This window comes from Parendozoicomonas sp. 2304DJ65-17 (assembly GCF_058148445.1).
In genome coordinates this window covers 101,035-126,358 of sequence record NZ_JBYVJV010000006.1, presented here as the reverse complement: position 1 = coordinate 126,358, position 25,324 = coordinate 101,035, and the positions used below count along the sequence as shown (strand labels likewise).

Sequence of the window (25,324 nt, the reverse complement as noted above, 5' to 3'; positions counted from 1 at the left end):
TACTTGCGACCCGGGGCGTAGCTTTTGGGGGAGAGCTCTTCGCTGAATGTTGCGCTTTTTTCGTTCCTGCTGGGTTCATGTATCCGATGAAAGCGCTATTTTTCCTTGCCCGTAAGGTATGGATCAACGTACCCCTTTGCCTGTTTGCAACAGCTGCCTTTTCTAATGATGTAAAAGACAATAATCAGCCTGAAGCCTTTTTAAACGAATCGATTCGGTTTCATTGTCCAGTCTCTGCTGAAGTCTTGCCCTCTGGGCGACCTTACCGGGTTATGACCTGGAATGTTCAGTTCATGACTGGAGGGATTTATAACTTCTGGGATGGTCCGGATGCAGTGCCAGAATTGAATGTTGGCCAGCAGAAAAAGGTTTCGGGATTGGTGAGTGATGTTATCCGAAAAGAAAACCCAGACTTCGTTATTCTTCAGGAGGTAGACAGAGACACGAGAATCGGGATGGATCAAATCCAGTGGCTTCTGGACGATTTAAAAGATCTTTACCCTTGTTACAGCGCAACGGCCTACACCCGCCTTCGTGATAATCAGCTTTTAACTGAGCGAAAAATACCTGCAGAGCAAAATCTGGTCACTCTTAGTCGCTACCGGATCGAAGCTCCCCAGCGCCACAATTTGGCCAGGGTTCCCAAATCTTTTATCAGGCCAATGCTTTATCAGCGAGCCATTCTGGAAACACCTGTTCTCACCTCTGATGGAAAGGATCTGCACATATTGAATATCCATATGGATGCTTCCTTTGCCCAGCATACCGGAGTGAGTGAGAAGCAAACTGCGCAGGTTAGGAAGCGTTTGGATGAGCTTGAAGCAGAAGGTGTTCAATGGGTTATTGGGGGAGATTTTAATGTTCTTCCTCCCGGGCAATACGAGCTTCTCAGTAAAAGAAGTCAGGTATGGTATTCACCCCAAAGCCCGCTGGAAATGCTGACCAGTAAGTTCCCGGTAATTCCCTCGGTAGAGGATGCGACGGGAGTGGAGCGCAAGAAATGGTTCACCCAGATTCTGTTTGAAGATGAAGGTTTGGATGAAACTCTGGACTATGTTTTCCACTCCCCCAAAGTTCGTTCTACTAATGGTTATGTTGTGCAGAAACCTGTTGTTGAAAGAGCGCTGTCTGACCACATGCCAGTGGTTGTGGACTTTGCTACTCACACAGAAGAAAGCAGAAGCCTTACCCGAGCAACTCCCGAACAAAAGGCAACAGTGGTAAGATATTGATTTAGGGTATGTTCACAATTAAACATCGCACTCAGCATTCCCAAAAGTTTTTAGGGCAAGGCGCAGCTCCGCCGGAATGCTGGTTGCCTTTCGAGGAGCTGCAACGTAGCCATAGAAACTTTTGGAAATGCCCTTCGGGTGGCTCTGAATGCCGTCATTCGTGGCGTCAGGCTTGCTCAATGTAGAATAACTACGATTATCGCAAGCCTTTCTAACGCCTGACGGCATTCAGAGCCACTGAGTCGCATGTTTAATTGTGAACATACCCTTTTTACTAAAATAAAAGAGATTCCTGCATGACTGGAACCAGCAGTTTAGATACCAGCAGTGTTGAGCAATATCTGAAAAACTTACAGGATCAGATATGTGAGGCATTAAGCCGGATTGATGGTTCTGAGTTTCGAACAGATATAACAGAGCACTCGGGTGGCGGTGGTGGTCGTGCCCGGGTTCTTGAAGGTGGTTCTGTTATCGAAAAAGGTGGAGTGAATTTCTCCTCAGTCTCTGGTGTTTCCCTTCCTGCCACTGCGTCAGCACGCAGACCAGAGTTGGCCGGTCGAAGTTTTCGGGCCATGGGTGTTTCTCTGGTGATTCATCCAAAGAATCCCTATGTGCCAACATCCCACGCCAATGTCAGATTATTCGTTGCTGAAAAAGAAGGCGAAGCTCCGGTCTGGTGGTTTGGTGGTGGTTACGATTTAACTCCCTATTACGCTTTTGAAGAAGATTGCCGTCACTGGCATCAGGTGTGCAGTAATGCCTGTGAACCGTTTGGTGAAGATGTATATCCACGTTTCAAAAAATGGTGTGATGAATATTTCTATCTCAAGCACCGGCAGGAACCCCGTGGGGTTGGTGGCCTGTTCTTCGATGATTTGAATGAATGGTCTTTTGAAGACACCTTTGCCTTTATGCGCAGCGTGGGCGACAGCTATCTGGAAGCTTACCTGCCCATTATTGAAAAGCGTAAAGGTATCTCGTGGGGAGAGCGAGAGAAAAAATTCCAGAAGTATCGCCGTGGGCGGTATGTGGAGTTCAACCTTGTCTATGATAGGGGCACGATTTTTGGGCTGCAGTCTGGTGGGAGAACTGAGTCCATTCTTATGTCGATGCCGCCGGAAGTAGACTGGGATTATAACTGGCAGCCGGAACCAAACACCCCGGAAGCCGACCTGTATGAAAACTACCTGAAACCCCGGGAATGGGTTTAGTCGTAAAGGATGTAGGAGAAGTATAAGAATGAATGTAGCTGCAGATCAGTATGCGGTGATGGGAAACCCTATCGGTCACAGCAAATCACCGGCAATACATGCAATGTTTGCCGAGCAGACTGGCGAGAAACTTCGTTACGAAGCCTTGCTGGTTCCAACCGAAGAGTTTTCTGAAGCTGTTGAGCAGTTTTATAACGACAAGGGTTTAGGGCTGAACATCACTGTTCCTTTCAAGCAGGATGCCTGGAACACAGCTGAAAGAATGACTGACAGAGCTCGCCGTGCGGGAGCTGTGAACACACTCTGGAAAGATGAAACCGGCATACTCTGGGGTGATACAACCGATGGTGTTGGCTTAGTCAGGGATATCACCGTAAACCATAATATTACTATTGAGGGTAAGCGAGTTCTGGTACTGGGAGCTGGTGGTGCTGTAAGAGGTGTGCTGGAACCTATTTTGGAACAAAACCCTGCCGCCATTGTTGTCGCCAACCGTACAGTCAGCCGTGCGGAAGAACTGGTGAAGCTGTTCGGTGAACTGGGGAATGTTTCCGCATGCGGGTTCTCTGAAGCTGAAGGTCCATTTGACCTCATTATTAATGGAACATCTGCAAGCCTTCAGGGGGAATGCCCTCCTCTGCCGCAAACAGCGATTAGCGAACATACGACTGTGTACGACATGATGTACGGTGCAGAAGAAACCGTATTTAACCGTTGGGCTAGAGAACGCGGTGCTCAAACTGTTATTGATGGTTTGGGTATGCTGGTTGAACAGGCTGCGGAATCTTTTTCAATCTGGCGCAATAAAAGGCCGGATACGGCAAAGGTTATCGAAAAGCTCAGGAATGAATTGGGCTGATACATATCATATACCCGGCCCTAACAGGTGATATTATGGCCGGAGAACCTTTAAATTGTTGGGGGAGTTGAACATGGCTGGAGCACATCTCAGTTTTATTATTCTGGTTGATGCTGGCGATAACGATGTCCACAAGATTCGTGAAGCGTTACTCAACCTTGATGCCATTAAGGTTGCACATTGTCCTCTTGGTCCCACAGATCTTATCTGTTTTGGCTCTGTTGCCAGCATGGCAGAGCTGAAAGACCTGATGAGCACACAGGTTCCCAGTCTTCTGGAAGACAAGTTCAATCCCATTGAGAAAACAGAAACCCTGTTGGTGATGGATCAGTATGGTGAAGAGCTGACTGGTGAGAAGTTTTCCCGCCCGAATGGCACTGGTGCATGGATCTTTACCGACCAGAAAGTCAGCAGCCGTCATCTGACCGAAAAGCTTATTGATCACCACCCTGAAATTATCACCGCCTTTAACGTGCTTGGCTGTCACGATGGCGTCTTCTATGCTGAAGCGGAAACGCTGGACAAGCTTATGGCGGTGATTGATGAAGGGTTCCGTACCTTGCGGGGTATTGGTGCTTCCGGCAAGCCAATGAAAGCTCTGTCCCGAACAGATACCCGACTTGTTCTGATGTAAACATCCCATTCAGACAAGAATGATGACAGGGGCCAAAATGCCATATCCCAAACTTCCCGGCCCCTGCCCTCCTCTTCCCGGAGATATTCTGTTTCTCCATACCCGTGATGAGCCACGTATGGCTGCCGTTTCCCGTATTTTTTCGGGGATTCATAATTTCATCATCAATCATGTGGCACTTTGCACTGCAGAGGGTGAGCTGGTGGAAGCGGTTCCTCCCCGAGTCAGACATGTTTCCCTGGATGACTTTCTGGAAAAAGCCCACCCCGATGAGGAAGGCTCTCCCAGAGTTCTGGTTTGCCGGGTAAGAAATATGGGCACAAAACAGGTTCGGGCAGCTCTCTCGAGAGTTGAGCATTATATCGATAAGCCTTACAACGAAACCTATATGCCCTCGACAGAACATTGGTATTGCAGCTCTCTGGTTCAGGATGCCTGGTTTCATGGTAATAACGGGGAGCATGTGTTTCCTGAAACACCATTAGAGTTCCGGGACCCTGTAACAGGTCAGATAATGCCGTTCTGGAAAGAGTATTATCAAAGTCGCGGAATGGACGTGCCCCAAGGCTTGCCTGGTTCCCATCCCGCTTTAATTTCAAGATCTCCGCACCTTGCCGTTGTAGGGTGTTACGGAAATTTTCAGCAAAAATGAGTGAAGGATAACCTCATGAAAATGAGCGCAATTATTGGGCACCGTGGTGCCGCTAAAATTGCACCGGAAAATACCCTTGCTGGCATTCGCGCTGCACATGACAAAGGTGTGCAGTGGGTGGAAATGGATGTAATTCTATTAGGCGACGGTGAGCTTGTTATTCATCACGACAGGACGTTGAACCGCTGTACGGATGGGAAAGGAGAACTGTTGTCTCTGACCTTGCCTGAGGTGAGAAAGGTGGATGCAGGAGTTTTGTTCGCCTCTTCATATGGTGATCAATTCAAAGGTGAAAAAATCCCAACCCTTCGCGAAGTTTTGGATTTGATTCATAGCCTGGATATGGGGCTGAACCTTGAAATAAAGATGCACAAGCATTCTCCGGAAGAGCTGACAACCAGAGTTTTGGATCAACTGCAGGAGCACCCTCTTGTAGAAGGCGGAAAGCTGATTATTTCCAGCTTTGACCATGATGTTCTGGTTATCTGTAAAGAACAAAAACCAGAGATTCCTGTTGGCCACTTGTTTGAAGAGCTTCCTGATAACTGGTTGGAGCAGGCAAAGGAAGTGAATGCGATTACAGTTCACAGTAACCAAAAACTGCTGACGAAGTCCCAGGCAACAGAAGTGGTTAATGCGGGCTATGAACTTTATTGTTATACAGTAAACTCTGGCAAGAGAGCGGTAGAACTCATGAGCTGGGGAGTTTCTGGTGTGTTCACTGATGATCCGGAAACAATAAAAGTCGCATTGCTATAAAAAGAAGAAAAAAGTCAGGAGGGAGCGTGCATTTTCGGGGGATAAAAAGTTGTCTTTTCATACTGGTTATCTCCGCTGTGAGTCTGTTCAGCAATCATGGCTTTGCCGCTGAAAAACAATTGGCAGAAGAACTTTATAGCTCAGCCAACCTGCAGAAAAATTATGCAGGTTGGCACGGTTCCATGAGTGCAATGCTGGAGAATTATAAGAAAGCCCTCCCGGAAGACACCTTTAACAAACTTCAGCGTCGTTTCAATCTTCTTACCTCTGAGAAGCGTTACAAGCGTCGTACAGTCAGAGCTTTGCGTAATAATCTTTCCGACACTGAAGCCCGGGTTCTTTTGGAATGGTACTCTGCAGGAGGTAAAGAACTGTCCGGCCAGGAGAGACTTCTTTCAGCAGAAAGCGCACCTAAGGCTCCTTTAAATGTCTGGGTTCAGGAACAAAAGCTATCCCTAAAAAGAACTCAGCTATTATTCTCGCTAATGAAGGAAACCCATGCTGTTGATCAAGGTGCTGACTTCATTGTGCAGAGCGCGTTATCAATGGCGGAACTTGTTTCCCAGAATATGCCAGAAGAACAAAAGCTTGATACTGAGTTGATACGCGAGCGTTTAACCAAGCAGCGCCCGGCTATTTATCAGGAGCTACAAAGGGTATCTCTAGCACGCTTTGCTTGGACCTATCAGGATATTCCGGATGACCTGCTGGAAGATTATCTTACTTTTGCCAGAACAACAGATGCCCAACTCTGGTTTGAAGTTGTAAATAAGGCTCAGGCCAATATGTTACTGACAGGTAATAACTAACCTTCCTTTCAGAGCCCCTCACTCCCACCTCGTGAAAATAACTTAAACGCCGTCTATTTTGTCTGCACGATAAATAGGGGGGAGTAATGACTGCGAGGACCGTCTCGAAAGCTGCGTCAGTAATCTTTGGGCTTATTTTCTTTTGTATACCTTTCTCCGTTAAAGCTCACAGCCATTCTGAAATATCTATACCGGCAGGAATGGAGCAGCGCTTCCTTAAGAATAATCAAACAAAAGGGGCTTGGCACAGGCAAAATGAGATTCAACATGCGTTAGTAGCCAGCAGTATTATTTTCAGTAGTTATGTCATCAGTAAATCTTTTCTTTCCAAGGTTCCGGCCGCAAACCTGCTGGTTGGAGCAGGGTCTGTGATGGACTGCTTCCTCTCTCCTACCTGGAAAGATTTCCTGTTTCGACAGGTGGTAAGAGCCCCTTATGGGGTGTATCGGTCATTCATTAGCAATCGCGATCCATACGCATACACTTGGCTCGATAGCCTTATGACAGAAAGCCCAACTCTGCTTACAGGAGCCTGGGAGTTTTGGTTACAAATGAATAGTTCATTGCCTTATGGAAGCCGGACCATTCATAGGGACGATGCGTATGAATTGGTCTTCCACCATAAAGAAAAGCCATTCTTTTCGATTGATATAAAAAGAGTTGATAGTTCCCTTTGTTCAGATTCCCATGACAATAAGACCGGGCTAGAGGGAGTGTTGCATCAGCTGGCGTGCTCTGCTCTCAGAAAAAATATAAACACTCTCACGCTGGCTCCAAACTCTACAGAGAAAGAAATACAGGTATGTAAGAAGAGCCAGGCTGAAATGGTATGTCAGAGCGTTCTGGTTTTATCTGACTCTTCATTAAAGGAATCGCCTTGGCTGACAGATATTTTTTCCAAACCTTTAACCAGAGATGCAAGGGCGTACGCTTTTTCTCCTCTCTCCCAATGCATCATGAATGCTATGAGCGCACTCATAGAAAACGCAGATCAAAACGAGCTGGAAGATGTTTATTGCGAGGATATGCCTGTATCAGTGATCAATGGCACTTATATGCAGGCTATTAGCTTGGGGGAGCAAAACTATTTGCTTGCCGACCATACAGACTCTCAAAATCTGACATTACCAGAAATATGGCTTGGGAGTGGTTTTGCGTCTTCAACCGGGCTTATGGCTTTGGAAAAGAAACGGATACCCGGGCCTGAGTATGGGGTTTGGAGAGTCGTGACAGCGGCGCGTTCTATTTTCTACCACACCCTTTTGAATAATGTTTTTAGTTGGTGGGAAAGTGAGCAAGTCAGAAGCCTGCAGAAAAAACACTACGAAGGGCCAATAAATGGATTCTCTGTAACTGAAAACAGGGTTAATGAGCTTTCTGACATAGTTATCAGGGAGGATGTGAAAAACATAGCCAGTATAAAGGGCATGGTGTTTGTTATCACCGGGAGCAGTGGCAGAGGTCAATTACTCAATTATCTGGCCAATGAAAAACTGGTAGATGATGTTGGTGGAGGAATTGGGCGTGAGAATTTAGTTAATGCTGTCAGCCTGTCCAACGGAAGTTACCTTGTAGAAATGAAGCCTTTTAACTCGTCACTCTATGTCAATAACGATCAGCGGGCCCTTCTTGAATGGCTTCAACGTGCGTGGTTAAGGAGAGCTGATCGCATATTTATTACTCAGAATGTAGATCATTTTGCTACTGGGATTTATGAGTGGATCGTCTCCTCTCTGGGAGCTGATGACCATAACGTTCAGTATGGCTTAAGAACCATCATTAACCCTCGTACCTCATTTTGGACCGACGAGTTTCTCTTAAGTGTTGCGTCTGACATAAGTAAAACCATGGATGATAAATATGCTTTCAGGATGCACCGGGTAGGGGTATTTAGAGAGAGTCTAATTCCTGGTTGGATGAACCAGCTACAGGGGTTTCTATTTACAGATGATTCTGACCAGCGCCAGTGGCCAGGCCTTGATACCTGCTACCAGAGACCGTATTAGAAATGAAAATAGCTTAAACGCCGTCTACTTTGTCTAAGGAAAAGTAGGGGGCGAAATGTCTAAGAGTGCTGTAACAAAAGTACTGGTGGGGGGCTTTGTTTTTGTATTTTTCTGGTCTGCAGTTTTATCCCATGCTGAGGAGATAGTAGATATTCCTGTTCCAAAGGGAATGGAAAAACGCCTATTTGGAGGATATCAAACAAGAACCTCCTGGCATGTAACCAATGAAGCAAAGCATGCTTTGATGGCCAGCAGCGCCATTCTTTGCACTCATTTATTCAGTAGATTTGTCTTTTCAAGGGTTCCAGCAAGAGAGCTGATGATTGGAGCGGGCTTTACACTTGATTATGCCACCTCCCGCACATGGAGCGATCTTCTATTACGCCAAATAGTCAGGCTTCCTTACGGCATTTATCGCTTTTCCCAAGGGAACACCAGCCCTTACTCCTGGCTTGACTCTCTTATGATGGAAAGCCCCACTTTGATCTCGGGAGCCTGGGAGATCTTTTTACAAACCAGATCTTTATTACCTTACGGAACTCGCTCCATAAATACCGGTGAAAGTGGATATGAGTTGGTTTACCACAATACAGAAAAACCATTTTTATCGGTAAATATAAATAACCCAAAAGAATCAATATGTGCGGAATTTAATGGGGCGTTAGGCCTTAGCGAGAAGCTTTTACAGCTATCGTGCGAGGCTTCCAAACACGATACTAGCGTATTAACACTAACACCAAAGCCTGGAAGTAGTGAGCTAGAAGCCTGCAAAGAAAGTCGCACAGATGTTATTTGTAAGAACATCCGAGTGAGCCAACTTCAGGATGGCGTGCTATCAGACCAGCTACCACCATGGCTGACAGATGTTTTTTCCAGATCTTTTGTCGGAGATTCCAAGAGTTCCTTCCTTTCGCCATTATCAATGTGTGTTATTGATGTTTTGGCAGAGCTTGTTGAAAACAATGGCCAACATTACCCCCACGATATTGATTGTGATGACATGCTAGTACCTTTGATCAATGGTAAGGCAATGCAGTTGGCTTATCTGGGAGAAGGTAATTATCTGCTGGCTGATCACACCGACACTCAAAGCTTAAGCTTGCCGGAAATATGGTTAGGAAATAGCTCGATTACAACAGAAGGAGCTCTGCGGGGAGGGCTGAGCTCTCTGGAACAGCAAAGAAAACCTGGGCCGGAATACGGAGCCTGGAGAGCACTCACGGCTGCCCGTTCAATCATTTATCACAACCTGTTGAGCAAGGTCTTTAGCTGGTGGCAGAAGCAGCAATCTGAGAAAGAGTACAAAGATATAGTTAATCTTAAGGTCACTGAAGATGGATTGAAAAACTTGGAGAGAAAGAGTGTTCAAGTGGATGTTCAAAGAATTGCAAATCTGAAGGGGCGTGTTATTGCCATCACAGGCTCTGATGGAAAAAGCCATCTGCTCAACTATTTTGCTGATGGTAATAGAGTTGAAGAAGTTTTTGGGGCTGCATATAGCGGCAATGTTATCGAGCCAGTTCGTTTAGATAACGGGAATATTCTTGTAGAAATACAACCTCCATCAGTGATCGAAGAAGATTTTAATAAGGTAGATCTGGGTGGACTGCAAAACGCCTGGCTGAAACGAGCTGATCATATTGTGGTAACTCACGACACCAGTTACACAGCAAGAAAAGGAGTTTACCGATGGCTTGCTTCGAGCTTAGGCAAGGATGTTGTTGGTGAGCCGGGGAAACTGAAAGTCGTTATTAACTCTCATAAAACAACTATGAGCGATAACCTGCTTAAAATTCTTCCGGGAACCGTTAAAGATAATACTGAGAAAGACTTTGGTTTTACTGATGTGGCGGTGGCCGTATTTAAGGACAGCCTATTGCCTCAGTGGGTGAAAGATCTAAAAAGCAGCATATTAGCAACAAAATAGAACTGCTGGCGGCCTTGTTTAAAGGCCGCCAGCATTACCGGCACTTTTAAAAAAGTGATCGGTTAACAAATGGCTTGGACTCTTTATCCTTGCCGGCCAAACCATTCTTCATAGCAATGCTCTGGTTCTTTCTGCCCAGCAAACGCATTTGCACAAGTCTTTCCCAAAGCAATGAGCGACGAGGGCCTGCTTTCCAGGTTTTTCTAAACAGAAATTTGGTTGCGGCAATCTGGTCTGGAGATTTTTCACAGATAACATTAGCCAGCTCTTCAGCCTTGCTCATTGGGTCATCACTGAGCTTGCTAATCAGGCCATACTCAAAACCTTCCTGACCTGAGAAAACCCGGCCAGTCATAGTCAGTTCCTGAGCAATATCGTAGCGAGTCAGTGTTGTCAGTGTTGCAGTAGCGCTCATATCCGGAATAAGCCCCCACTTCACTTCCATCACAGACCATTTGGAATCAGGGGTAGCAATGCGGTAATCCGTTCCCAGAGCAATCTGCAAACCACCACCAAAACAGTTGCCTTTTACAACACTGATAACGGGTACAGGGAGTGTTTTCCAGATATATGCTACACGCTGGAAAGCATTGGCAGACGTCCACGGCAGTTTAAGGAACAGCTTGGGAACCATCATTGGGTTCTTGCTGAGAGCTTTGAAGTCGAGACCTGCACAGAAAGATTCACCTTCACCGAAGAGAATAACTGCACGGATGTTTTTGTCTTTGCGGATGCGCTTTGCTGTACCGATTAAGTCACGAAACAGCTGTTCATCAAGACCGTTATGCTTTTCCGGACGATTCAGGGATACGTAAGCAATATGTTCTTTAACCTGAAAAAGGACTCGCTGCTCAGACATCTCGGTGCCTCTTTATCATTATTTGTTGCGCATAATTCCACAGATTAGCCAGTGATTTCTACACAATTTCGAAGAAGATACCGTATTTTCGAGAATGAAAACCTTTAGAAGTGAATACAAACAAACATAAATATTTATTTTTCGCACAAAATGTGTACCATTTTGCCGCCAAACACACAAAAACATACAAATATAAGAAGTAAATGTATGAAAAACACACAAAAAATAATGGCTGCATTGGCTCTTTCTTCTGCTGTTTTTGCGGGTAACGCGGCGGCAGAAAAGCAGTGGGGATTTTCTAATGTCAGCCTCAACTATCTGGACTGGTCTAAGCGCACAACGGACCATACAGCAAGTGGAGCACACAAAAAGGATTTCTTCTTCCTTGAAGTTGAAGGTGGTGCAGGTTACGACTGGGGTGAGGTTTATGGGTTCTTTGATCTTGAAAACCCAACAAAAAGTAAGAGCAATGCCGATAACCGTAAGCTGCGTATAGCGACAAAAGGTACGATCCGCTACTACTTGGGGGATACTGGCTTCAACCTGTACGGTCATCTGTATCGTTTCCAGGAAGAAGGTTTTAAAGAAGAAGATCGTGTTGTTGGTTTCGGTTACAACTACTTTGATCCTGAAACCGGATTCTGGTTCAAACCTTTCCTTGGTGCCCACTACGTAAACCAGACCTTCTTTAAAAAGTGGAATGGTTATATGGCTGGCTGGGTTCTTGGGTATGACTTTAAAGTTGCCGGGCAGAACTTTGCTGTGACTAACTGGCATGAGTATGAATTTGATCGTAAAAAAGAATACTCTCCTGAGACCAGCAGCCAGAACGGCGCGGTTTCTCTTTGGTGGAATGCAACCAAAGAAATTACAGCTGGTGTTCAGTACCGTTATGCAGACCATAAGCTAGGTTCTACCACCTACCAGAACGCAATGATCTACACCTTGAAGTACAACTTCTAAAGATTTTGCAAATCAAAAAGCCGGCATGCAGCCGGCTTTTTTGTACACAGAAAATAATAAGTGTCTAGCTCTCCACTGCGGTTATAGAACAAAAAGATACATAGATTGTTGGATAAATAAGCAGTAATTGACGCGGGGCAACTTTTTCGAACAAGGGGTGAATTACTCTCACCCTCCCTCTTTGAGGGCACACACACAAAGAAGAAGTTGTACCATGAAAAAAACACACACAATTGCAGCGTCACTGGCGCTGACAGCTGCCTGCATGGCAGGGACTGCTAATGCAGGCAGCATCACTGAACCTCTGTGGAGCTTCGCAGACGTCAGCGTGAACTTTCTGGACTGGTCTAAAGGAACTGAACAACGCACTGGCGGTTTCAAGGAAGACTTTTACTTCCTCGAAGTAGAAGGTGGTGTTGGTTACGATTGGGGTGAATTCTACGGTTTTTATGACTTGGAAAACCCCGGTAAAGATCGCGAAGATGAAGATGGTAATGAAAAGCGTATAGCGACCAAAGGCACTTTCCATTACTACCTCGGCGACACAAATTTCTCTCTGTATTCACAGGTTTATCACTTCAACTCTAAAGGCTTCTATGAAACCAACAGTGTTGTTGGTTTAGGCTATCGCTATTCAAACGACTCTGGTTTGTGGATCAAGCCCTGGATTGGCGGTCACTATGTAGACAGTGATGCCGGTTACAACGGTAAGAATGGCGTAATGGCTGGCTGGGTACTGGGCTACAGCTTCAAAGCTATGGACCAGGATTTCATGATCACCAACTGGCACGAAATGGAATTTATGCGTGCAGATGAGTACAAAGATGTAAACGGCAGTTTTGGTATCAACGGTGCAGCTGCTCTGTGGTGGAACGCTACCAAGCATATCAGTGCAGGTATTCAGTACCGTTATGCCAGCGAGAAGCTGGGCCTTGATGGCTACAACAATGCGATGATCTACACCCTGAAGTATAACTTCTAACTGCCCCCAATTGTGTAGATAAAAGAAACCCGGCTTTGATGCCGGGTTTCTTGTAAGAGCTGCTCGAAATTACTTGCGAACAATGCCGGCAGGTTCGAACTCAGAGACTTTCAGTGGAGAGTGGTTCTCTACGAACTCACGCAGAACGTCAGCATCCAGGAAGCCTGTGTCTACATATCCAGCTTTGTCGTTCAGCTTAGGATACTTGTCACCACCACTGGCAGAGAAGCTCAGGATAGCCATCTTGTAAGTCTTTTCGTAATTGATAGCTTCGCCACCAATCTTCACATCACTTACGTTGTCGCCATCAATAACCATCTCAATACCGGAGAAGTGTGCAAACGCACCGGAGTTTGTTGGCTTGGTTGCAACTACTTTCAGGTAATCCATCACTTCAGCACCGTTCATTTCCACAGTGCTCAGAGTGTTACCAAAAGGCAGGACAGTCAGAACATCTTTGTAAGTGATCTCGCCTTCATCGATGCTGGCACGAATACCGCCACCATTCATGGTGGCGAAATCAGCGCCGGATTTTTCCATAAAGGCTTGAGATAGCAGAGTACCCAGATTGGTTGGCTGGAAACGTACTTCTTTACGCTCGCCCATCAGACGCTCATCAACAGAACCAACCTTTGCTTCAACCAGCTTGGCGCCTTTCTCCTGGTAAGGAGTCAGCAGAGCCAGCATGTCTGGGTCCTGGGGAATCTTAATCTTGGCATTCTTTGGGTTAACCGGAATCAGCTCATAGCTAACCAGCTTCAGGTCGCCATTCTTGAATTCAAAATCGGCACGGCCCACATACTTGCCCCACTCGTGAGCCTGTACAACGTAAGTTCCGTTCTGCTGGTCTGGTTCAAACAGGGGATCTTGGGAATGACCACCAACAATCAGGTCAATGCCATCAACGCTACGTGCCAGAGTTACATCACCTGGAGCATTCACACCGTAATCACCATTCTGGTAATGACCCATGTGAGTGGTGGCGATGATAATGTCGGCTTTCTTTTCCAGCTCAGGAACCAGCTTGGAAGCCACTTCGACCGGAGATTTAAACTCCAGGCCAGCAACGCTTTCAGGGCTGGTTTGCTTAGGGGTGTCGGTTGTGGTCATACCCATAACCGCAATGCGCAGGCCATTGAAGTTGAAGGTAGTGTAAGGGTTGAACAGCGGCTTGCCGGTCTTCTCATCAATGATGTTGGCAGACAGGAATGGGAAGCTTGCCAGCTCTTCCTGCATCTTCAGGATTTCGCGGGGATTATCAAACTCATGGTTGCCCACAGCCATGGCATCGTAGCCCAGCATGTTCATGCCTTTGAAATCAGGCACTGCATCCTGCAGATCAGACTCAGGTACTCCGGTATTAATGTCGCCGCCGGAGAGTAACAGAACGTTACCACCTTCAGCTTCTACTTCGCTGCGAATCTGCTTAACCAGAGTCATACGGGCAGACATTCCCCAGCGACCCTTACGATCCTGCCAGAAGCGGCCGTGATGGTCGTTAGTGTGCAGAACAGTCAGTTTGTAGGTTTTGTCCTTCTCGTAAGTCGCTTCAGGTTGTTGCTGAAGGAATGAGCAGGCGCTGACGGAAAGCGCAAGGGCGGTGGCCGTGAACAGCTTCAGCCCACGATGCATGGATCGCATGATGGCATCCTTGAGGTGTTATTCATTCTTGAAAGCTGCCCAACAGCTTGTTGGGCAGCAGAACAAAGTAGCAGAGTCAGGGAGGAATCCCCCTGACAGGGGTCATGAATTTTGTTTAGAACTTGTAATCGAGGTAAACGCGCAGCTGGTTCTCGTCGGTTTCAGCTTTGGAGGCCGCGCCACCCTTGGTTGCGTAAACCAGGTCATCCTGATTGTAGATAGCGTAACGAATGCGGGTGCTCAGACCTTTAACGCTCTGGAACTTGTACTTCACGTCAATGCCGTGCTCTGTTTCAGAAGCGCTGCCACCCTGGGCCAGATCGATACCAGAACCGTAACGGAACTTGTAATCAACGGTCAGGCCAGGAATGCCCATGTCAGCGAAGTCGTAACCTGCTCCCAGAGCAATAACCTTTTCGCCGTCGTAGTAGAACTCTTCGATCAGGCCGGAGTTGGTCCAGGTATTCCAGGCACCATAGGAGTACTTACCAAAGTCATAGTAATGACGGCCAGTGTATTCACGACCACCGTAAGAGTAAGAGTCAGCTTTGGTGTAACCAAGACCTGCACGAACATAAGCTGCACCCATGCCGTACTTCACATTGAAGTCGTAAGTCTGTGCTTTGTCACCGAAGCCGGAGTCGCTGGAGCCATAACCGCCCTGACCGGTCCACAGTTTGCCGTCTTCTTCGGATACTCGGTAGTTACCTTCAACAGTCAGCTTGTCACCGTTGGATAATTTGTAGCCCTTCTTGGCAATGAACTGGTGGCTTTCTACAAAGTCTTTGGCAAAGCCGTTCATGTATTTCAGGCTCAGGCCGTTGTCGAACTTGTAGCTGGCTTCCATACCCAGGATATTGTCGATACGTTCGCCTTCGCTGTTTTCAATCCACTTCATGTCTGGAGTATCACGAGGCAGAACAGCATTTACCCAGGCAACACCAACATTCAAACCGTTGAAGTTGAAGTCAGTATCAATACCCTGCCAGGAGCTTGGGATAGAGCGGGAGCCAGAGCCGGAAATCAGGCCGGTGTAAATACGGGTGCGACCTGCTTTAAAAGAAGCGCCCATATCCTTAGAACCGAACTTACCTTTCAGGTAAGCCTGACCCAGTTTGCCAAAACCATCTTTGTCGCCGTAAGTCAGCAGGTTTTTTGGATCATCGGTGTTTCCATCGTTAATGGCCATCGCGCCATAGTAGGAAGCATCAAAACCGAACATGTCGTAAGCCCAGCCAGACTTAACAGTGATATCAGCACTGGCAGTCCATGCGCCTGCATCGGTGCCACCGTCTTTCTTGTCTGCATCAATGTAAACAGTGCGCAGCTTCCCACTAACAGTGGCATCTTCATAAAGGTTGCTGAAATTTGCCTGAGCGGCAGAAGAAGCAGCAATAGCAGTGGCTATAGCCAGAGGAAGGGCGTTCTTGCGGAACATGGAAAACTCCAAGGGCATGTGTGTTTTATTGTGTTTTCTGCCCGCTGACAAATCAGCTTGTCCCCCAAGCTATTGATGTTAATTCGGACAGAATAGGGTTCAGTAGTCTGTATGAATGTGTGTGTATACGAACAATTCTGAACCGCGAGGATACTATTCTTATTTTCGATGTTTATCAGCAGGTAATTTGGATGATTTTCCATATTTTTGGTGAATTATTGACCTGCAGCATAAAATTTATACAGAGTTAATTCGTGTGTTGAATGGGGGTATTCGTTAATGGAATGCTGCAGGCAGAAATTAATGAGGTGTTACAGAATTGTCATAATGGGGGGATAACCTCACTTGCCTGCTATCACCGAGGTGGCATTCATATTGCGTTTCAATCAACTGAAGGCGCCTTCTTAAGATAGCAGTGACAAGCTTGTAGCAGTTGTGCGATATTCGCCCTTCAACGCATAAAAGCAGTGCGTGAAAGAATAATAAACACAACACAAAAACAACAAACACGGGGAGTGGTATCTCTAATGAAATCCTGGAAGCTTCTGACTGCCAGCGTTCTTGGTCTGGCTGTTATGACTGGTTCTGCCAGTGCATCAACTCTTGAAACCGTTAAAGAGCGTGGCAAGTTGCTGTGTGGTTCTAACGGTAAAACTGCAGGTTTCTCTGCTCCTGACGCACAGGGCAAGATGGCTGGTTTTGATGTTGATTTCTGTCGTGCAATTTCTGCGGCAATCTTCAACGATCCAGACAAGGTTGAATATGTTCCCCTGACTTCCAAGCAGCGTCTGACCGCCCTGCAGTCTGGCGAAATTGACGTTCTCAGTCGTACAACTACCTGGACTATGAGCCGTGACGCAGGTATGGGCCTGAGCTTTGCCGCGACCACTATTTATGATGGTCAGGGCTTTATGGTGCATAAAGATCTGGGTGTAACCAGCGCAACTCAACTGGATGGTGCGGCGGTTTGTACTCGTACCGGTACAACTACTGAACTGAACATGGCTGACTTCTTCAACAAGCATAAGATGGACTACAAGCCTGTTGTGTTTGAAGACCGTTCCGAAGAGCGTTCCGCTTTCTTCAGTGGTCGTTGCGATGTTATGACTGCTGACCGTATTGCTATGGCTGGTATTCGTGCCAACGCTCCAGGCAACCCTGCTGATTATGTGATCCTTCCTGAAGTTATCTCCAAAGAACCTCTGGCTCTGGCCGTACGTTCTGACGATGCTCAGTGGTTCTCTTTGGTGCGCTGGGTAGCTAATGCACTGATCAACGCTGAAGAAATGGGCATCACTGCTTCCAACGTTGAAAAAATGAAGAAGAGTGAAGATCCTGCTATTCAGCGTCTTCTGGGTGAAAACGGCAATCTGGGTGAGCGCATTGGTCTGAGCAATGACTGGGCTGCCCGCGCTATCTCTTCTGTTGGTAACTACAGCGAAATCTTCGAGCGTCATGTTGGCCCTGAGAGTCCGCTGAAGATTGAGCGTGGTATCAACGCTCTGTGGAATCAGGGTGGCATTCTTTACGCAGCACCTATTCGTTAAGAGAAAAACTTAAAGGGTTCTTCTCTTATCTGAAGGTCTGAAAGGCAGGTGAGTTAGGCGTTTGAGATAAATGCTGGTTCACCTGCCTTTTTGACAGAAGTCTCGACGACAGGTTCTGCCTATGATGAATAATACTCTTGCCGGAGCGCCTGCAGTTCGGTTCTGGAATGATCCGGTTTTTCGCTCCCTGCTGATACAGACAACCACATTCGTTGTTATTGCCTGTGTCGCTTATTACCTGGTTTCTAATCTTGTTATTAACCTGAACGCCCGCAACATCCCCATTGGGTTGGATTTTCTTAGCCAGCGTGCCGGGTTTGATATTGGTGATTCCGCTATTGCTTACACCTCCCATGACTCTTATGGGCGGGCTTTTATTGTTGGTATCGTTAACACCCTTCGGGTCAGTTTGATTGCTATCGCATTAGCTTCGATTATTGGAGTTGTTGTTGGTGTTGCCCGACTCTCACAAAACTGGCTGGTTAAAAACCTGACCCGTGGCTATGTGGAGTACATGCGTAATGTTCCTCTGCTGCTCCAACTGTTTTTCTGGTATGCACTGCTGACTCACGCATTGCCGGGAGCCAGACAGGCTTTAAATCCGGTGCCTGGGGTTTTCTTAAGTAATCGTGGTTTGTTTCTGCCAACACTGGAAGCCAATACCGACTTTTATTATTTGCTGGCTGGTTTGGTTGTTGGTTTTGTTTTGGCAATTGTTTGGGCCAGACGAGCAAAAGCCATTCAAAAAAATAGCGGTCAACAATTACCCGTTCTACTGCCATTTCTCGGTTTGTTAGCCGCTGGTGGTGTTGTGGGATGGTTGTTGGGCCCTCAAAACATTATTCCAGATGTTCCCGCTCTCAAAGGGTTTAACTTTAAAGGTGGTATAGAAGTCACAACAGAGTTTCTCTGCCTGTTGGTTGGGCTCGTGACTTACACCAGTGCCTTTATTGCTGAGAATGTTCGCAGTGGAATTCTGGCAGTAAACAAAGGTCAGCAGGAAGCTGCAAGCTCTCTGGGGCTTTCTCCCACTAAAAGCCAGCGACTGGTCATTTTGCCTCAGGCTTTGCGGGTGATTATTCCTCCCACAACCAGCCAGTATATGAACGTCATCAAAAACAGTTCTCTGGGTGTTGCGGTTGGTTATCCGGATCTGGTGTCTGTTGGTGGTACAGCTCTGAACCAGACTGGCCAGGCGGTGGAATGTATCAGCCTGATTATGTTGGTTTATCTGTTTACCAGCTTAACAACGTCTTTGCTTATGAACTGGTACAACGCCCGTGTGGCGCTGGCTGAACGGTAACGGGAGATAATAAATATGGCGATTATTAATGCTAATCCCCTGCCCTCCCGTCCGGCACCGGTCAGGCAGAGCGGGTTATTGTTCTGGCTAAAACAGAATCTGTTCAGCAGTCCTTTTAATACAGTGCTGACTGCGCTGTGTCTGTATGTGCTCTGGCAAACTTTGCCCGGGTTGGTGAACTGGTTCTTTATTAATGCAACCTGGGGAATCTTTGGTCCGGAAGGTAATGCTACTGAAATCACCAACCAGACCGTTGCAGCCTGTAAAGAGGCTGGTGGGGCCTGTTGGTCTCTGATTTCTGTTAAGTACAAGTTCATGTTGTTTGGCTTTTACCCTCAGGAAGAACAGTGGCGACCAATTGTCGTTTGCTTCGTGCTGGTAGCCATGATGATGGCAACAGGTGTGCGTGCTTTCTGGAAGGCTTGGTTTCTGGGTGCATGGCTCGCAGTGGTTGCGCTCAGTTTTGTGCTTATGGGTGGCGGTTTATTTGGGCTTGAAGAGGTTCCAACCAGCAAGTGGGGTGGTTTGCCTCTGACTCTCGGGTTGGCTGTGTTCTCGGTATTCTTTGCTTTGCCGCTGGGTATTGTTCTGGCTTTGGGGCGTCGCTCCCAGATGAACTTTATCCGTACGGTATGTGTGAGTTACATCGAACTGGTACGTGCGGTTCCTCTAATCAGTATTTTGTTTATGGCTTCTTTCCTGCTGCCATTGTTTATGCCGGAAGAATTAACCATTAATAAACTGCTTCGTGCCCAGATTGGCATCATCCTGTTCGGTTCTGCCTACATGGCTGAGGTGATACGTGGTGGTCTTCAGGCTATTCCCAAAGGGCAATATGAAGCAGCAGATGCGATGGGGCTATCTTATTGGCAGGCAACACGGATGATCATTTTGCCTCAGGCTTTGAAGATATCGATTCCACCTCTGGTTGGAACAATTATCGGCCTGTTCAAAGACAGTTCTCTGGTTGTGATCATTGGCCTGTTCGATGTGCTGAATACTGTGCGTGTGTCGTTCAGTGCCGACCCCCAATGGACGCCTTTCTACATGGAAGCTTACTTTGTTGGTGCAGCAGTGTTCTTTATATTCTGCTTTGGGATGTCCCATTACAGTCAATGGCTGGAGAGGCAGTTAGATACCGGACACAAAAATTAAGAAGCTAAAAATCAGCCGCTTGGAAACAACCGGCTGATTTTTTAAGGAGTGCTTATGCAGCTGGAAACATGGCTGGTGTTTTTCATCGCTTATCTGTCTATTACCTTTTCCCCGGGCCCTAATGTTCTTGCCGTTTTGAGCCATGCAACCAAGTATGGTTTTTCCAGCATTTTTACAACAATATCAGCCAATCTGTTTTGTCAGCTTTTGATCGTTGTAGCTGTAAGCTTGGGCATAGGCGCACTGTTAACTGTCGACTCCATGGCTTATCAAATCATTAAGTATGCAGGAGCTTTGTATCTGGTGTTTCTGGGAATGAAAGGGCTGTACACAACCTTTCACAGGAAAGAACAACAACTGGATGCAGTAAATAAGCTGCAACAAACTCCACCGTATTGGGAACGCTTTCGTGAAGGGTTTCTAATTTCTGCCAGCAACCCTAAAACAGTTCTCTTTCTGGCAGCCTTTCTCCCCCAGTTTCTGGATCATTCAGAGGCGCTTTATGAACAGTTCTTCGTTATGTATATAACCATTGCTGGAGTTGTAACAATCATACATAGCATTTACGCCCTGATAGCAGTGAAATTACAACGGCAGATAGCAAATAGAGGGGCTTCGCAGGGAATGTCAGCAATATCCAGTATGATCTTTATCGTATTGGGGATTGTGATGGCGCAAAGGTAACTCGTTCTTTTCTACAGTTTTACAACCCTAAAAAAACCTTGTCTTCTATGGTTTAACACAAACGACGCCAGTTGTTCATGGGCGCAGAATTTAACCTTTTCAAAAAAGAGAAGCACCTTTGTGTTTTTGCTGTTTTTCACTATCGCGAGTGTTTATAGGATGCACAAGCCTAAAATCAGAAAAATGTAGTACAGATTATGATGTTTCGCCTCAAGTGTCTCTCGCTAGCTCTTTTCGCTTTGTCTCTTGGAGGGTGTGTTGTTATTGATGATGGCCCGTATGACGTGGTTTACGAAGATGTTATCTATGAAGACATCGTTGTAGAAGATGTGATTGTGGAGGATGTCATTGTTGAAGAAGTCATCATTTACGAATAAAGCCAAGATTAACAACAAATAGTATTCTTTCCCTCTCAAGGTGTAGTACATGCGAGCAACTTTCTTATTTTTTGTACTTTCAATCTTTAGCTCTTCAAGCTTTGCCCTTTTGTCCTGTGACAGGCTGGATAGATCTGTAAACCTCATTGATTACTATGCAGATGAAGTGTATGTCGACAATCGTATTGAAGACACGTCCATTCTTGATAATGAACTTAATGATCTGGTCTCAGAAATTGAATATATTGCCAGTCAGGAAGGAGATTCTGCCCTCAAAGTCTGGGCAAAAGATTTAGCCGGATTTTGGGTAAATTTAAACTGGACTCAGTTTCGTCTAACAGCGGACAAGATTGCCGACCGGATGGATTACTTTTACCGCCGTGATTGCATCTAACAGCGGATGCTTTCCCCCTGTCAAAAGAGTAATCCTTTTTCTTTTGACAAGGGTGATTACATGATCATCACCATTGGTGATAGAAGCGCTGTTTATCCGGGTAAGGGAACACATCCAGATAATCACCGTTAGCCACTCTCTTTTGAATATCCTGCCAGTACTCCGCATCCAGCAAATCTGGGTGCAGTTGCTGCAGTAGCTTTCTGGCATTGGGCAGCGTTGTTACAAAGGTTGCCAGTTCTTCTGGGAACACATCATTGGGAGCTACGGAATACCAGGGTTCTGCCGCCATCTCATCTTCATAACATCTGGGTGGTGGAATCTTCCTGAAGTTCATTTCGGTCATGTACTGAACTTCATCGTAGTCGTAAAACACCACCCGTCTATTATTGGTTACGCCAAAGTTTTTCAGCAGCATGTCGCCGGGGAAGATGTTTACGCCAATCATCTCTTTAAGAGCATGGCCGTATTCATCAATGGCTTCTTCCGTTTCTTCCGGATTAGCTTTATCAAGATAGATATTTAAAGGCGTCATGCGACGTTCAATATACAGATGCTTGATAACAACGGTATCGCCTTCGATGGAGAATGAACCGGGAATGGTTTCCTGAAACTGTGCGATAAGCTCTTCAGGGAAACGGTGTTTGGGTAGAACAACATCTTTGTATTCATGGGTATCAGCCATACGGCCAATACGATCATGTTGTTTCACCAACTGGTAACGCTCGAGTACCGTATCCCGGCCGAAGTTTTTGCTGGGAGCAAACTTGTCCTTAATCACTTTGAACACATACGGGAATGAAGGAAGCGTAAACACTTCCATCACCATGCCCTTCACGCCGGGAGCAATAATGAATTGATCATCAGAAGCTTTCAGGTGGTGAAGAAGTTCTCGGTAAAACTCAGTTTTGCCGTGTTTATGGAAACCAACGGCGCTGTAAAGTTCAGCAAGAGTTTTATTGGGGAGAAGAGTTTTCAAAAATCGAACTAGTGCAGATGGCGCACGGGTTTCCACCATAAAATACGCGCGGGCAAAGCCAAACAATATGGAAAGCTGGCGTGGATCTGTCAGCAGCGCATCAATAAATAAGCCGCCTTTCGGATGGTGAAGCACCGGAATAATAAACGGCTGGATACCCGTTCGGGAAACCACTCGGCCAATAATATAAGCCGACTTGTTGCGGAAAAATGGCGACTTGAGAATATCGAACCGCATACGGTAAGGCTGGTGGTGAGTCAGTGGAGCCTGATCAAAAAAGGCTTTCTGCAGAAGAGCAATGTCACGCTCAAGATCAACAAACTCAGCGTTTAAGCGAAAGTCTTTGATGATTGTCTTAACGGTTTCGCCAATACCGTCATCGTTAAACTCAACGGGGAAATAGCTTCTGTATTCCGTGTCTACAGGAACCGGGATACGATCCTGCAGCGTGGTTTCCACAAAGATAAACTGGTTGTTGTAATACTGGCGGTGAACAAGGTTGCAGAATACCGAGTTATAAAAAGTTTCAGCCAGCTCAGCCTGAGGGTGGAAAAGCAGAAATCTTTTATAGTGCTGTTTAACCTCATTCCATAGGGTAGCGTCGTGCCTGCTCTCGCCCAGTAACTCACTGACTTCGTTAACGGATTCGCGCACCCGTAAGTCGTAGTAGGAAATCCTGTCTGCCGCAGATTGGCTGATGGCAGGCCAGTTCTGGCTGATGTAGTGATCTTTTATCGAGGCTGTGATGTCTTGGAACAGCTGATAATGACGACGAAAGCCGTTCAAAATCACCTTGGCTACTTTCTTTGGGTTCTTCATTGCATGACCCTTATTGTTCTAACAGCCTGACACTATAAATCACCATACAGGCCGTGATGGCAGTTGGGTGGATTTTCCCCTACAGAGGCACCAAATAACAGCCCTGTGGTAGGATTAACAAAATAACTCCACAACAAAGGTGGCCTGCTTATGGTGACCAAGAGCACCCTCCAGAAAGCAGTGGAGCAAAACCTTCTTCAGCCTGAACAGGTTGAACCTCTTTATCGTTTTCTCAAACGACAGCCGGGTCCCCGCTTCGATTTCACCCATGTGCTCTATTACTTTGGTGGCCTTGTTGCCATTGGTGCGCTTACGTTGTTTATGACTTTGGGGTGGGAAGAGTTTGGCGGCGTGGGAATTCTTACCATTTCCTGTGTTTATGTCCTGTTGGGTTTGTTTATAACAACAGCGTTTCAGCGAGTAGGAAGAGAGATTCCTGCAGGCATTTGCGCAGCATTTGTAATTGCCATAACCCCTCTGGCTGTTTACGGATTTCAGCAAACCATGGGCTGGTGGCCAGATGATTCTGTTTATCGGGAATATCATCGTTACATCAAGTTCTTATGGATCTATATGGAACTTGCGACCTTGCTGGTCGGAGCCATTATGATCTGGCGATACCGTTATCCATTTATGCTGATGCCTGTTGCTGTCACGCTCTGGTATATGTCGATGGATATTGCAGAGTTGTTTCTCGGTGCGGATTACGGTTGGCGTGAGCGTGGCTGGATTACCATGTGGTTTGGTCTGGTAATGACGTTGTTCGCGTTTCTGGTGGATATTCGTTCCCGCAAGACTCTGGATTATGCCTTCTGGCTTTACCTGTTTGGGGTTATGGCGTTCTGGGGAGGAATGTCATCCCAGCATTCAGATAGCGAACTAAATAAATTTATCTACTTCTGCATTAATCTACTGTTGGTTGCTTCTGGTGTTGTGATTGCCAGAAGAGTGTTTGTGGTGTTTGGCGCTTTTGGGGTGGCCGGTTACCTGGGGCATCTGGCCAATGAAGTCTTTGAAAACAGCTGGCTGTTCCCAATTGCCTTAACTGTGATTGGTTTGGGCATTATCTGGTTGGGAGTTCTGTGGCAGAAGAATGAAGCAAAGATTTCTCTTCAACTACGGCAAAAGATGCCAGTTGTTGTGCGGGAGCTGTTAGATAAACGCAATGTATAACTCTGAACTATTTAGCAGTCTTTCTGAGAAAAAAGTTCCTGTAAACACCGTACAAACAAGCTGGCTGGCGGAGGCTGGTGTTACCCTTGATATCCTCCGCCTTGATCAGCTGCATCCGGAAATCAGTGGCAACAAATGGTTCAAGCTCAAGAACCATCTTCAACATGCGTTTGCTAATAGATATTCCACTGTCCTAAGTTTTGGCGGAGCCTGGTCTAACCATATTCATGCTTTGGCTGCCGCTGGAAAGAATCTTGGCTTTCCCACAATTGGAGTTATCCGTGGCGAGCGAGCTGAGGTTTTATCTTCAACTTTGCAGGATGCTGAAAAGTGGGGAATGCGCCTTCACTTTATTTCCCGGGCAGATTATCGAGAAAAGCATACCTCTGAATTTCAGCAACAGTTACTCAGTGACTTTCAATTATCTGGTTCTAGTGTGTGGGTTGTTCCTGAAGGTGGTTCTGGAGAGTTGGGTGTAAAAGGTTGTGAAGATATTCTGAGTGCCGGAAATATGTCTCCTGAAACTTATGATCAAATCTGGCTGGCTTCCGGTACAGGCGCAACTGCTGCTGGCGTAATTCGATCCGCTCAGAAAACATCTGTTCAAAGTGTTGCTGTTCTGAAAGGGGCGAGCTGGATGGAAAGTGAGATTCAGCAGCATCTTTCACAGAGCCAGAGAGACTGGGCTGTCGATACGGAGACTCATTGCGGTGGCTATGCCCGCACAACACCAGAACTTCTGAAGTTTATAGAGTTGTTTGAACGAGAAACCGGAGCTCCTCTGGAGCCGGTGTATACCGGCAAAATGATGTTTTCTCTATATAAGAAAGTGTGTTCGGGAGAGATAGCCAGAGACAGTCGACTTCTGGCTATTCATACTGGAGGCTTGCAAGGGCGGCGTGGTTTTAAGAACCAATAATT

23 protein-coding genes are annotated in these 25,324 nt (G+C 46.4%); 19 read left to right on the top strand and 4 right to left on the bottom strand.

What is annotated here, in order from left to right:
- Positions 1-86 precede the first annotated feature (86 nt).
- The 9 genes from ACY2RR_RS15830 to ACY2RR_RS15790 all read left to right on the top strand — a co-directional run bounded on the left by ACY2RR_RS15830 (position 87) and on the right by ACY2RR_RS15790 (position 10,089).
- Positions 87-1,232 (top strand): endonuclease/exonuclease/phosphatase family protein, encoded by a 1,146-nt coding sequence (locus tag ACY2RR_RS15830; protein WP_490109140.1) that lies wholly within the window; start codon positions 87-89, stop codon positions 1,230-1,232.
- A gap of 296 nt (positions 1,233-1,528) precedes the next feature.
- Positions 1,529-2,443: an oxygen-dependent coproporphyrinogen oxidase gene (gene hemF, locus ACY2RR_RS15825; RefSeq protein WP_490109139.1), complete on the top strand. Its 915-nt coding sequence runs from the start codon at positions 1,529-1,531 to the stop codon at positions 2,441-2,443.
- A 28-nt stretch (positions 2,444-2,471) separates the two neighbouring features.
- The gene (aroE, locus tag ACY2RR_RS15820; protein WP_490109138.1) at positions 2,472-3,302 is read left to right on the top strand and encodes a shikimate dehydrogenase; all 831 of its coding nucleotides are present in this window, start codon (positions 2,472-2,474) and stop codon (positions 3,300-3,302) included.
- A gap of 73 nt (positions 3,303-3,375) precedes the next feature.
- The gene (locus ACY2RR_RS15815) at positions 3,376-3,936 is read left to right on the top strand and encodes a hypothetical protein (RefSeq protein WP_490109137.1); all 561 of its coding nucleotides are present in this window, start codon (positions 3,376-3,378) and stop codon (positions 3,934-3,936) included.
- Positions 3,937-3,973: 37 nt separating this feature from the next.
- Entirely contained in the window at positions 3,974-4,588 is a 615-nt protein-coding gene (locus ACY2RR_RS15810) for a YiiX/YebB-like N1pC/P60 family cysteine hydrolase (RefSeq protein WP_490109136.1), read from the top strand.
- Between the two features lie 15 nt (positions 4,589-4,603).
- A complete protein-coding gene (locus ACY2RR_RS15805; RefSeq protein ID WP_490109135.1) occupies positions 4,604-5,347 on the top strand; it encodes a glycerophosphoryl diester phosphodiesterase in 744 nt (247 codons plus the stop codon).
- Between the two features lie 77 nt (positions 5,348-5,424).
- Positions 5,425-6,156: a hypothetical protein gene (locus tag ACY2RR_RS15800; protein WP_490109134.1), complete on the top strand. Its 732-nt coding sequence runs from the start codon at positions 5,425-5,427 to the stop codon at positions 6,154-6,156.
- Positions 6,157-6,356: 200 nt separating this feature from the next.
- Positions 6,357-8,162, top strand: coding sequence for a hypothetical protein (locus ACY2RR_RS15795; RefSeq protein WP_490109133.1), 1,806 nt, complete (start codon positions 6,357-6,359; stop codon positions 8,160-8,162).
- A gap of 55 nt (positions 8,163-8,217) precedes the next feature.
- A complete protein-coding gene (locus tag ACY2RR_RS15790) occupies positions 8,218-10,089 on the top strand; it encodes a hypothetical protein (protein WP_490109132.1) in 1,872 nt (623 codons plus the stop codon).
- 46 nt (positions 10,090-10,135) lie between these two features.
- On the opposite strand, the gene ACY2RR_RS15785 is transcribed toward ACY2RR_RS15790, so the two are convergent.
- The gene (locus tag ACY2RR_RS15785) at positions 10,136-10,948 is read right to left on the bottom strand and encodes a crotonase/enoyl-CoA hydratase family protein (RefSeq protein ID WP_490109131.1); all 813 of its coding nucleotides are present in this window, start codon (positions 10,946-10,948) and stop codon (positions 10,136-10,138) included.
- A gap of 207 nt (positions 10,949-11,155) precedes the next feature.
- On the opposite strand from ACY2RR_RS15785, the gene ACY2RR_RS15780 reads away from it, so the two are divergent.
- Together ACY2RR_RS15780 and ACY2RR_RS15775 are read left to right on the top strand one after the other, a co-directional pair.
- Positions 11,156-11,911: an outer membrane protein OmpK gene (locus ACY2RR_RS15780; protein ID WP_490109130.1), complete on the top strand. Its 756-nt coding sequence runs from the start codon at positions 11,156-11,158 to the stop codon at positions 11,909-11,911.
- Between the two features lie 214 nt (positions 11,912-12,125).
- Entirely contained in the window at positions 12,126-12,893 is a 768-nt protein-coding gene (locus ACY2RR_RS15775) for an outer membrane protein OmpK (RefSeq protein WP_490109129.1), read from the top strand.
- A gap of 69 nt (positions 12,894-12,962) precedes the next feature.
- Here ACY2RR_RS15775 and ushA read toward each other — a convergent pair whose 3' ends face one another.
- A complete protein-coding gene (gene ushA / locus ACY2RR_RS15770) occupies positions 12,963-14,534 on the bottom strand; it encodes a bifunctional UDP-sugar hydrolase/5'-nucleotidase UshA (RefSeq protein WP_490109128.1) in 1,572 nt (523 codons plus the stop codon).
- A 115-nt stretch (positions 14,535-14,649) separates the two neighbouring features.
- Positions 14,650-15,972: an OprD family outer membrane porin gene (locus ACY2RR_RS15765; protein ID WP_490109127.1), complete on the bottom strand. Its 1,323-nt coding sequence runs from the start codon at positions 15,970-15,972 to the stop codon at positions 14,650-14,652.
- A gap of 527 nt (positions 15,973-16,499) precedes the next feature.
- Between ACY2RR_RS15765 and ACY2RR_RS15760 the strand changes: the two genes are divergently transcribed.
- The 6 genes from ACY2RR_RS15760 to ACY2RR_RS15735 all read left to right on the top strand — a co-directional run bounded on the left by ACY2RR_RS15760 (position 16,500) and on the right by ACY2RR_RS15735 (position 21,432).
- Positions 16,500-17,519 (top strand): amino acid ABC transporter substrate-binding protein, encoded by a 1,020-nt coding sequence (locus tag ACY2RR_RS15760; protein WP_490109126.1) that lies wholly within the window; start codon positions 16,500-16,502, stop codon positions 17,517-17,519.
- A 121-nt stretch (positions 17,520-17,640) separates the two neighbouring features.
- On the top strand, positions 17,641-18,822 hold the full coding sequence (locus ACY2RR_RS15755) for an amino acid ABC transporter permease (RefSeq protein ID WP_490109125.1): 1,182 nt from the start codon (positions 17,641-17,643) through the stop codon (positions 18,820-18,822).
- Between the two features lie 15 nt (positions 18,823-18,837).
- Entirely contained in the window at positions 18,838-19,977 is a 1,140-nt protein-coding gene (locus ACY2RR_RS15750; protein WP_490109124.1) for an amino acid ABC transporter permease, read from the top strand.
- A gap of 54 nt (positions 19,978-20,031) precedes the next feature.
- The gene (locus tag ACY2RR_RS15745; protein WP_490109123.1) at positions 20,032-20,661 is read left to right on the top strand and encodes a LysE family translocator; all 630 of its coding nucleotides are present in this window, start codon (positions 20,032-20,034) and stop codon (positions 20,659-20,661) included.
- 197 nt (positions 20,662-20,858) lie between these two features.
- Entirely contained in the window at positions 20,859-21,038 is a 180-nt protein-coding gene (locus tag ACY2RR_RS15740; protein WP_490109122.1) for a hypothetical protein, read from the top strand.
- A gap of 49 nt (positions 21,039-21,087) precedes the next feature.
- Entirely contained in the window at positions 21,088-21,432 is a 345-nt protein-coding gene (locus ACY2RR_RS15735; protein ID WP_490109121.1) for a hypothetical protein, read from the top strand.
- Positions 21,433-21,499: 67 nt separating this feature from the next.
- On the opposite strand, the gene aceK is transcribed toward ACY2RR_RS15735, so the two are convergent.
- The gene (gene aceK, locus ACY2RR_RS15730) at positions 21,500-23,230 is read right to left on the bottom strand and encodes a bifunctional isocitrate dehydrogenase kinase/phosphatase (RefSeq protein ID WP_490109120.1); all 1,731 of its coding nucleotides are present in this window, start codon (positions 23,228-23,230) and stop codon (positions 21,500-21,502) included.
- Positions 23,231-23,380: 150 nt separating this feature from the next.
- Between aceK and ACY2RR_RS15725 the strand changes: the two genes are divergently transcribed.
- Positions 23,381-24,403 carry a DUF2157 domain-containing protein gene (locus ACY2RR_RS15725; protein ID WP_490109119.1) on the top strand — a complete coding sequence of 341 codons (1,023 nt, stop codon included), beginning with the start codon at positions 23,381-23,383 and terminating at the stop codon, positions 24,401-24,403.
- Entirely contained in the window at positions 24,396-25,322 is a 927-nt protein-coding gene (locus ACY2RR_RS15720) for a 1-aminocyclopropane-1-carboxylate deaminase/D-cysteine desulfhydrase (protein ID WP_490109118.1), read from the top strand. The genes ACY2RR_RS15725 and ACY2RR_RS15720 overlap by 8 nt, the downstream gene beginning before the upstream one ends.
- The last annotated feature ends 2 nt before the right edge of the window (positions 25,323-25,324 follow it).

Bases quoted from the DNA above. Each gene is read 5' to 3' on its own strand.
- ACY2RR_RS15830 (WP_490109140.1), top strand. From the start codon at position 87: ATGAAAGCGCTATTTTTCCTTGCCCGTAAGGTATGGATCAACGTACCC.
- hemF (WP_490109139.1), top strand. From the start codon at position 1,529: ATGACTGGAACCAGCAGTTTAGATACCAGCAGTGTTGAGCAATATCTG.
- aroE (WP_490109138.1), top strand. From the start codon at position 2,472: ATGAATGTAGCTGCAGATCAGTATGCGGTGATGGGAAACCCTATCGGT.
- ACY2RR_RS15815 (WP_490109137.1), top strand. From the start codon at position 3,376: ATGGCTGGAGCACATCTCAGTTTTATTATTCTGGTTGATGCTGGCGAT.
- ACY2RR_RS15810 (WP_490109136.1), top strand. From the start codon at position 3,974: ATGCCATATCCCAAACTTCCCGGCCCCTGCCCTCCTCTTCCCGGAGAT.
- ACY2RR_RS15805 (WP_490109135.1), top strand. From the start codon at position 4,604: ATGAAAATGAGCGCAATTATTGGGCACCGTGGTGCCGCTAAAATTGCA.
- ACY2RR_RS15795 (WP_490109133.1), top strand. From the start codon at position 6,357: ATGGAGCAGCGCTTCCTTAAGAATAATCAAACAAAAGGGGCTTGGCAC.
- ACY2RR_RS15790 (WP_490109132.1), top strand. From the start codon at position 8,218: ATGTCTAAGAGTGCTGTAACAAAAGTACTGGTGGGGGGCTTTGTTTTT.
- ACY2RR_RS15785 (WP_490109131.1), bottom strand. From the start codon at position 10,948: ATGTCTGAGCAGCGAGTCCTTTTTCAGGTTAAAGAACATATTGCTTAC.
- ACY2RR_RS15780 (WP_490109130.1), top strand. From the start codon at position 11,156: ATGAAAAACACACAAAAAATAATGGCTGCATTGGCTCTTTCTTCTGCT.
- ACY2RR_RS15775 (WP_490109129.1), top strand. From the start codon at position 12,126: ATGAAAAAAACACACACAATTGCAGCGTCACTGGCGCTGACAGCTGCC.
- ushA (WP_490109128.1), bottom strand. From the start codon at position 14,534: ATGCGATCCATGCATCGTGGGCTGAAGCTGTTCACGGCCACCGCCCTT.
- ACY2RR_RS15765 (WP_490109127.1), bottom strand. From the start codon at position 15,972: ATGTTCCGCAAGAACGCCCTTCCTCTGGCTATAGCCACTGCTATTGCT.
- ACY2RR_RS15760 (WP_490109126.1), top strand. From the start codon at position 16,500: ATGAAATCCTGGAAGCTTCTGACTGCCAGCGTTCTTGGTCTGGCTGTT.
- ACY2RR_RS15755 (WP_490109125.1), top strand. From the start codon at position 17,641: ATGATGAATAATACTCTTGCCGGAGCGCCTGCAGTTCGGTTCTGGAAT.
- ACY2RR_RS15750 (WP_490109124.1), top strand. From the start codon at position 18,838: ATGGCGATTATTAATGCTAATCCCCTGCCCTCCCGTCCGGCACCGGTC.
- ACY2RR_RS15745 (WP_490109123.1), top strand. From the start codon at position 20,032: ATGCAGCTGGAAACATGGCTGGTGTTTTTCATCGCTTATCTGTCTATT.
- ACY2RR_RS15740 (WP_490109122.1), top strand. From the start codon at position 20,859: ATGATGTTTCGCCTCAAGTGTCTCTCGCTAGCTCTTTTCGCTTTGTCT.
- ACY2RR_RS15735 (WP_490109121.1), top strand. From the start codon at position 21,088: ATGCGAGCAACTTTCTTATTTTTTGTACTTTCAATCTTTAGCTCTTCA.
- aceK (WP_490109120.1), bottom strand. From the start codon at position 23,230: ATGAAGAACCCAAAGAAAGTAGCCAAGGTGATTTTGAACGGCTTTCGT.
- ACY2RR_RS15725 (WP_490109119.1), top strand. From the start codon at position 23,381: ATGGTGACCAAGAGCACCCTCCAGAAAGCAGTGGAGCAAAACCTTCTT.
- ACY2RR_RS15720 (WP_490109118.1), top strand. From the start codon at position 24,396: ATGTATAACTCTGAACTATTTAGCAGTCTTTCTGAGAAAAAAGTTCCT.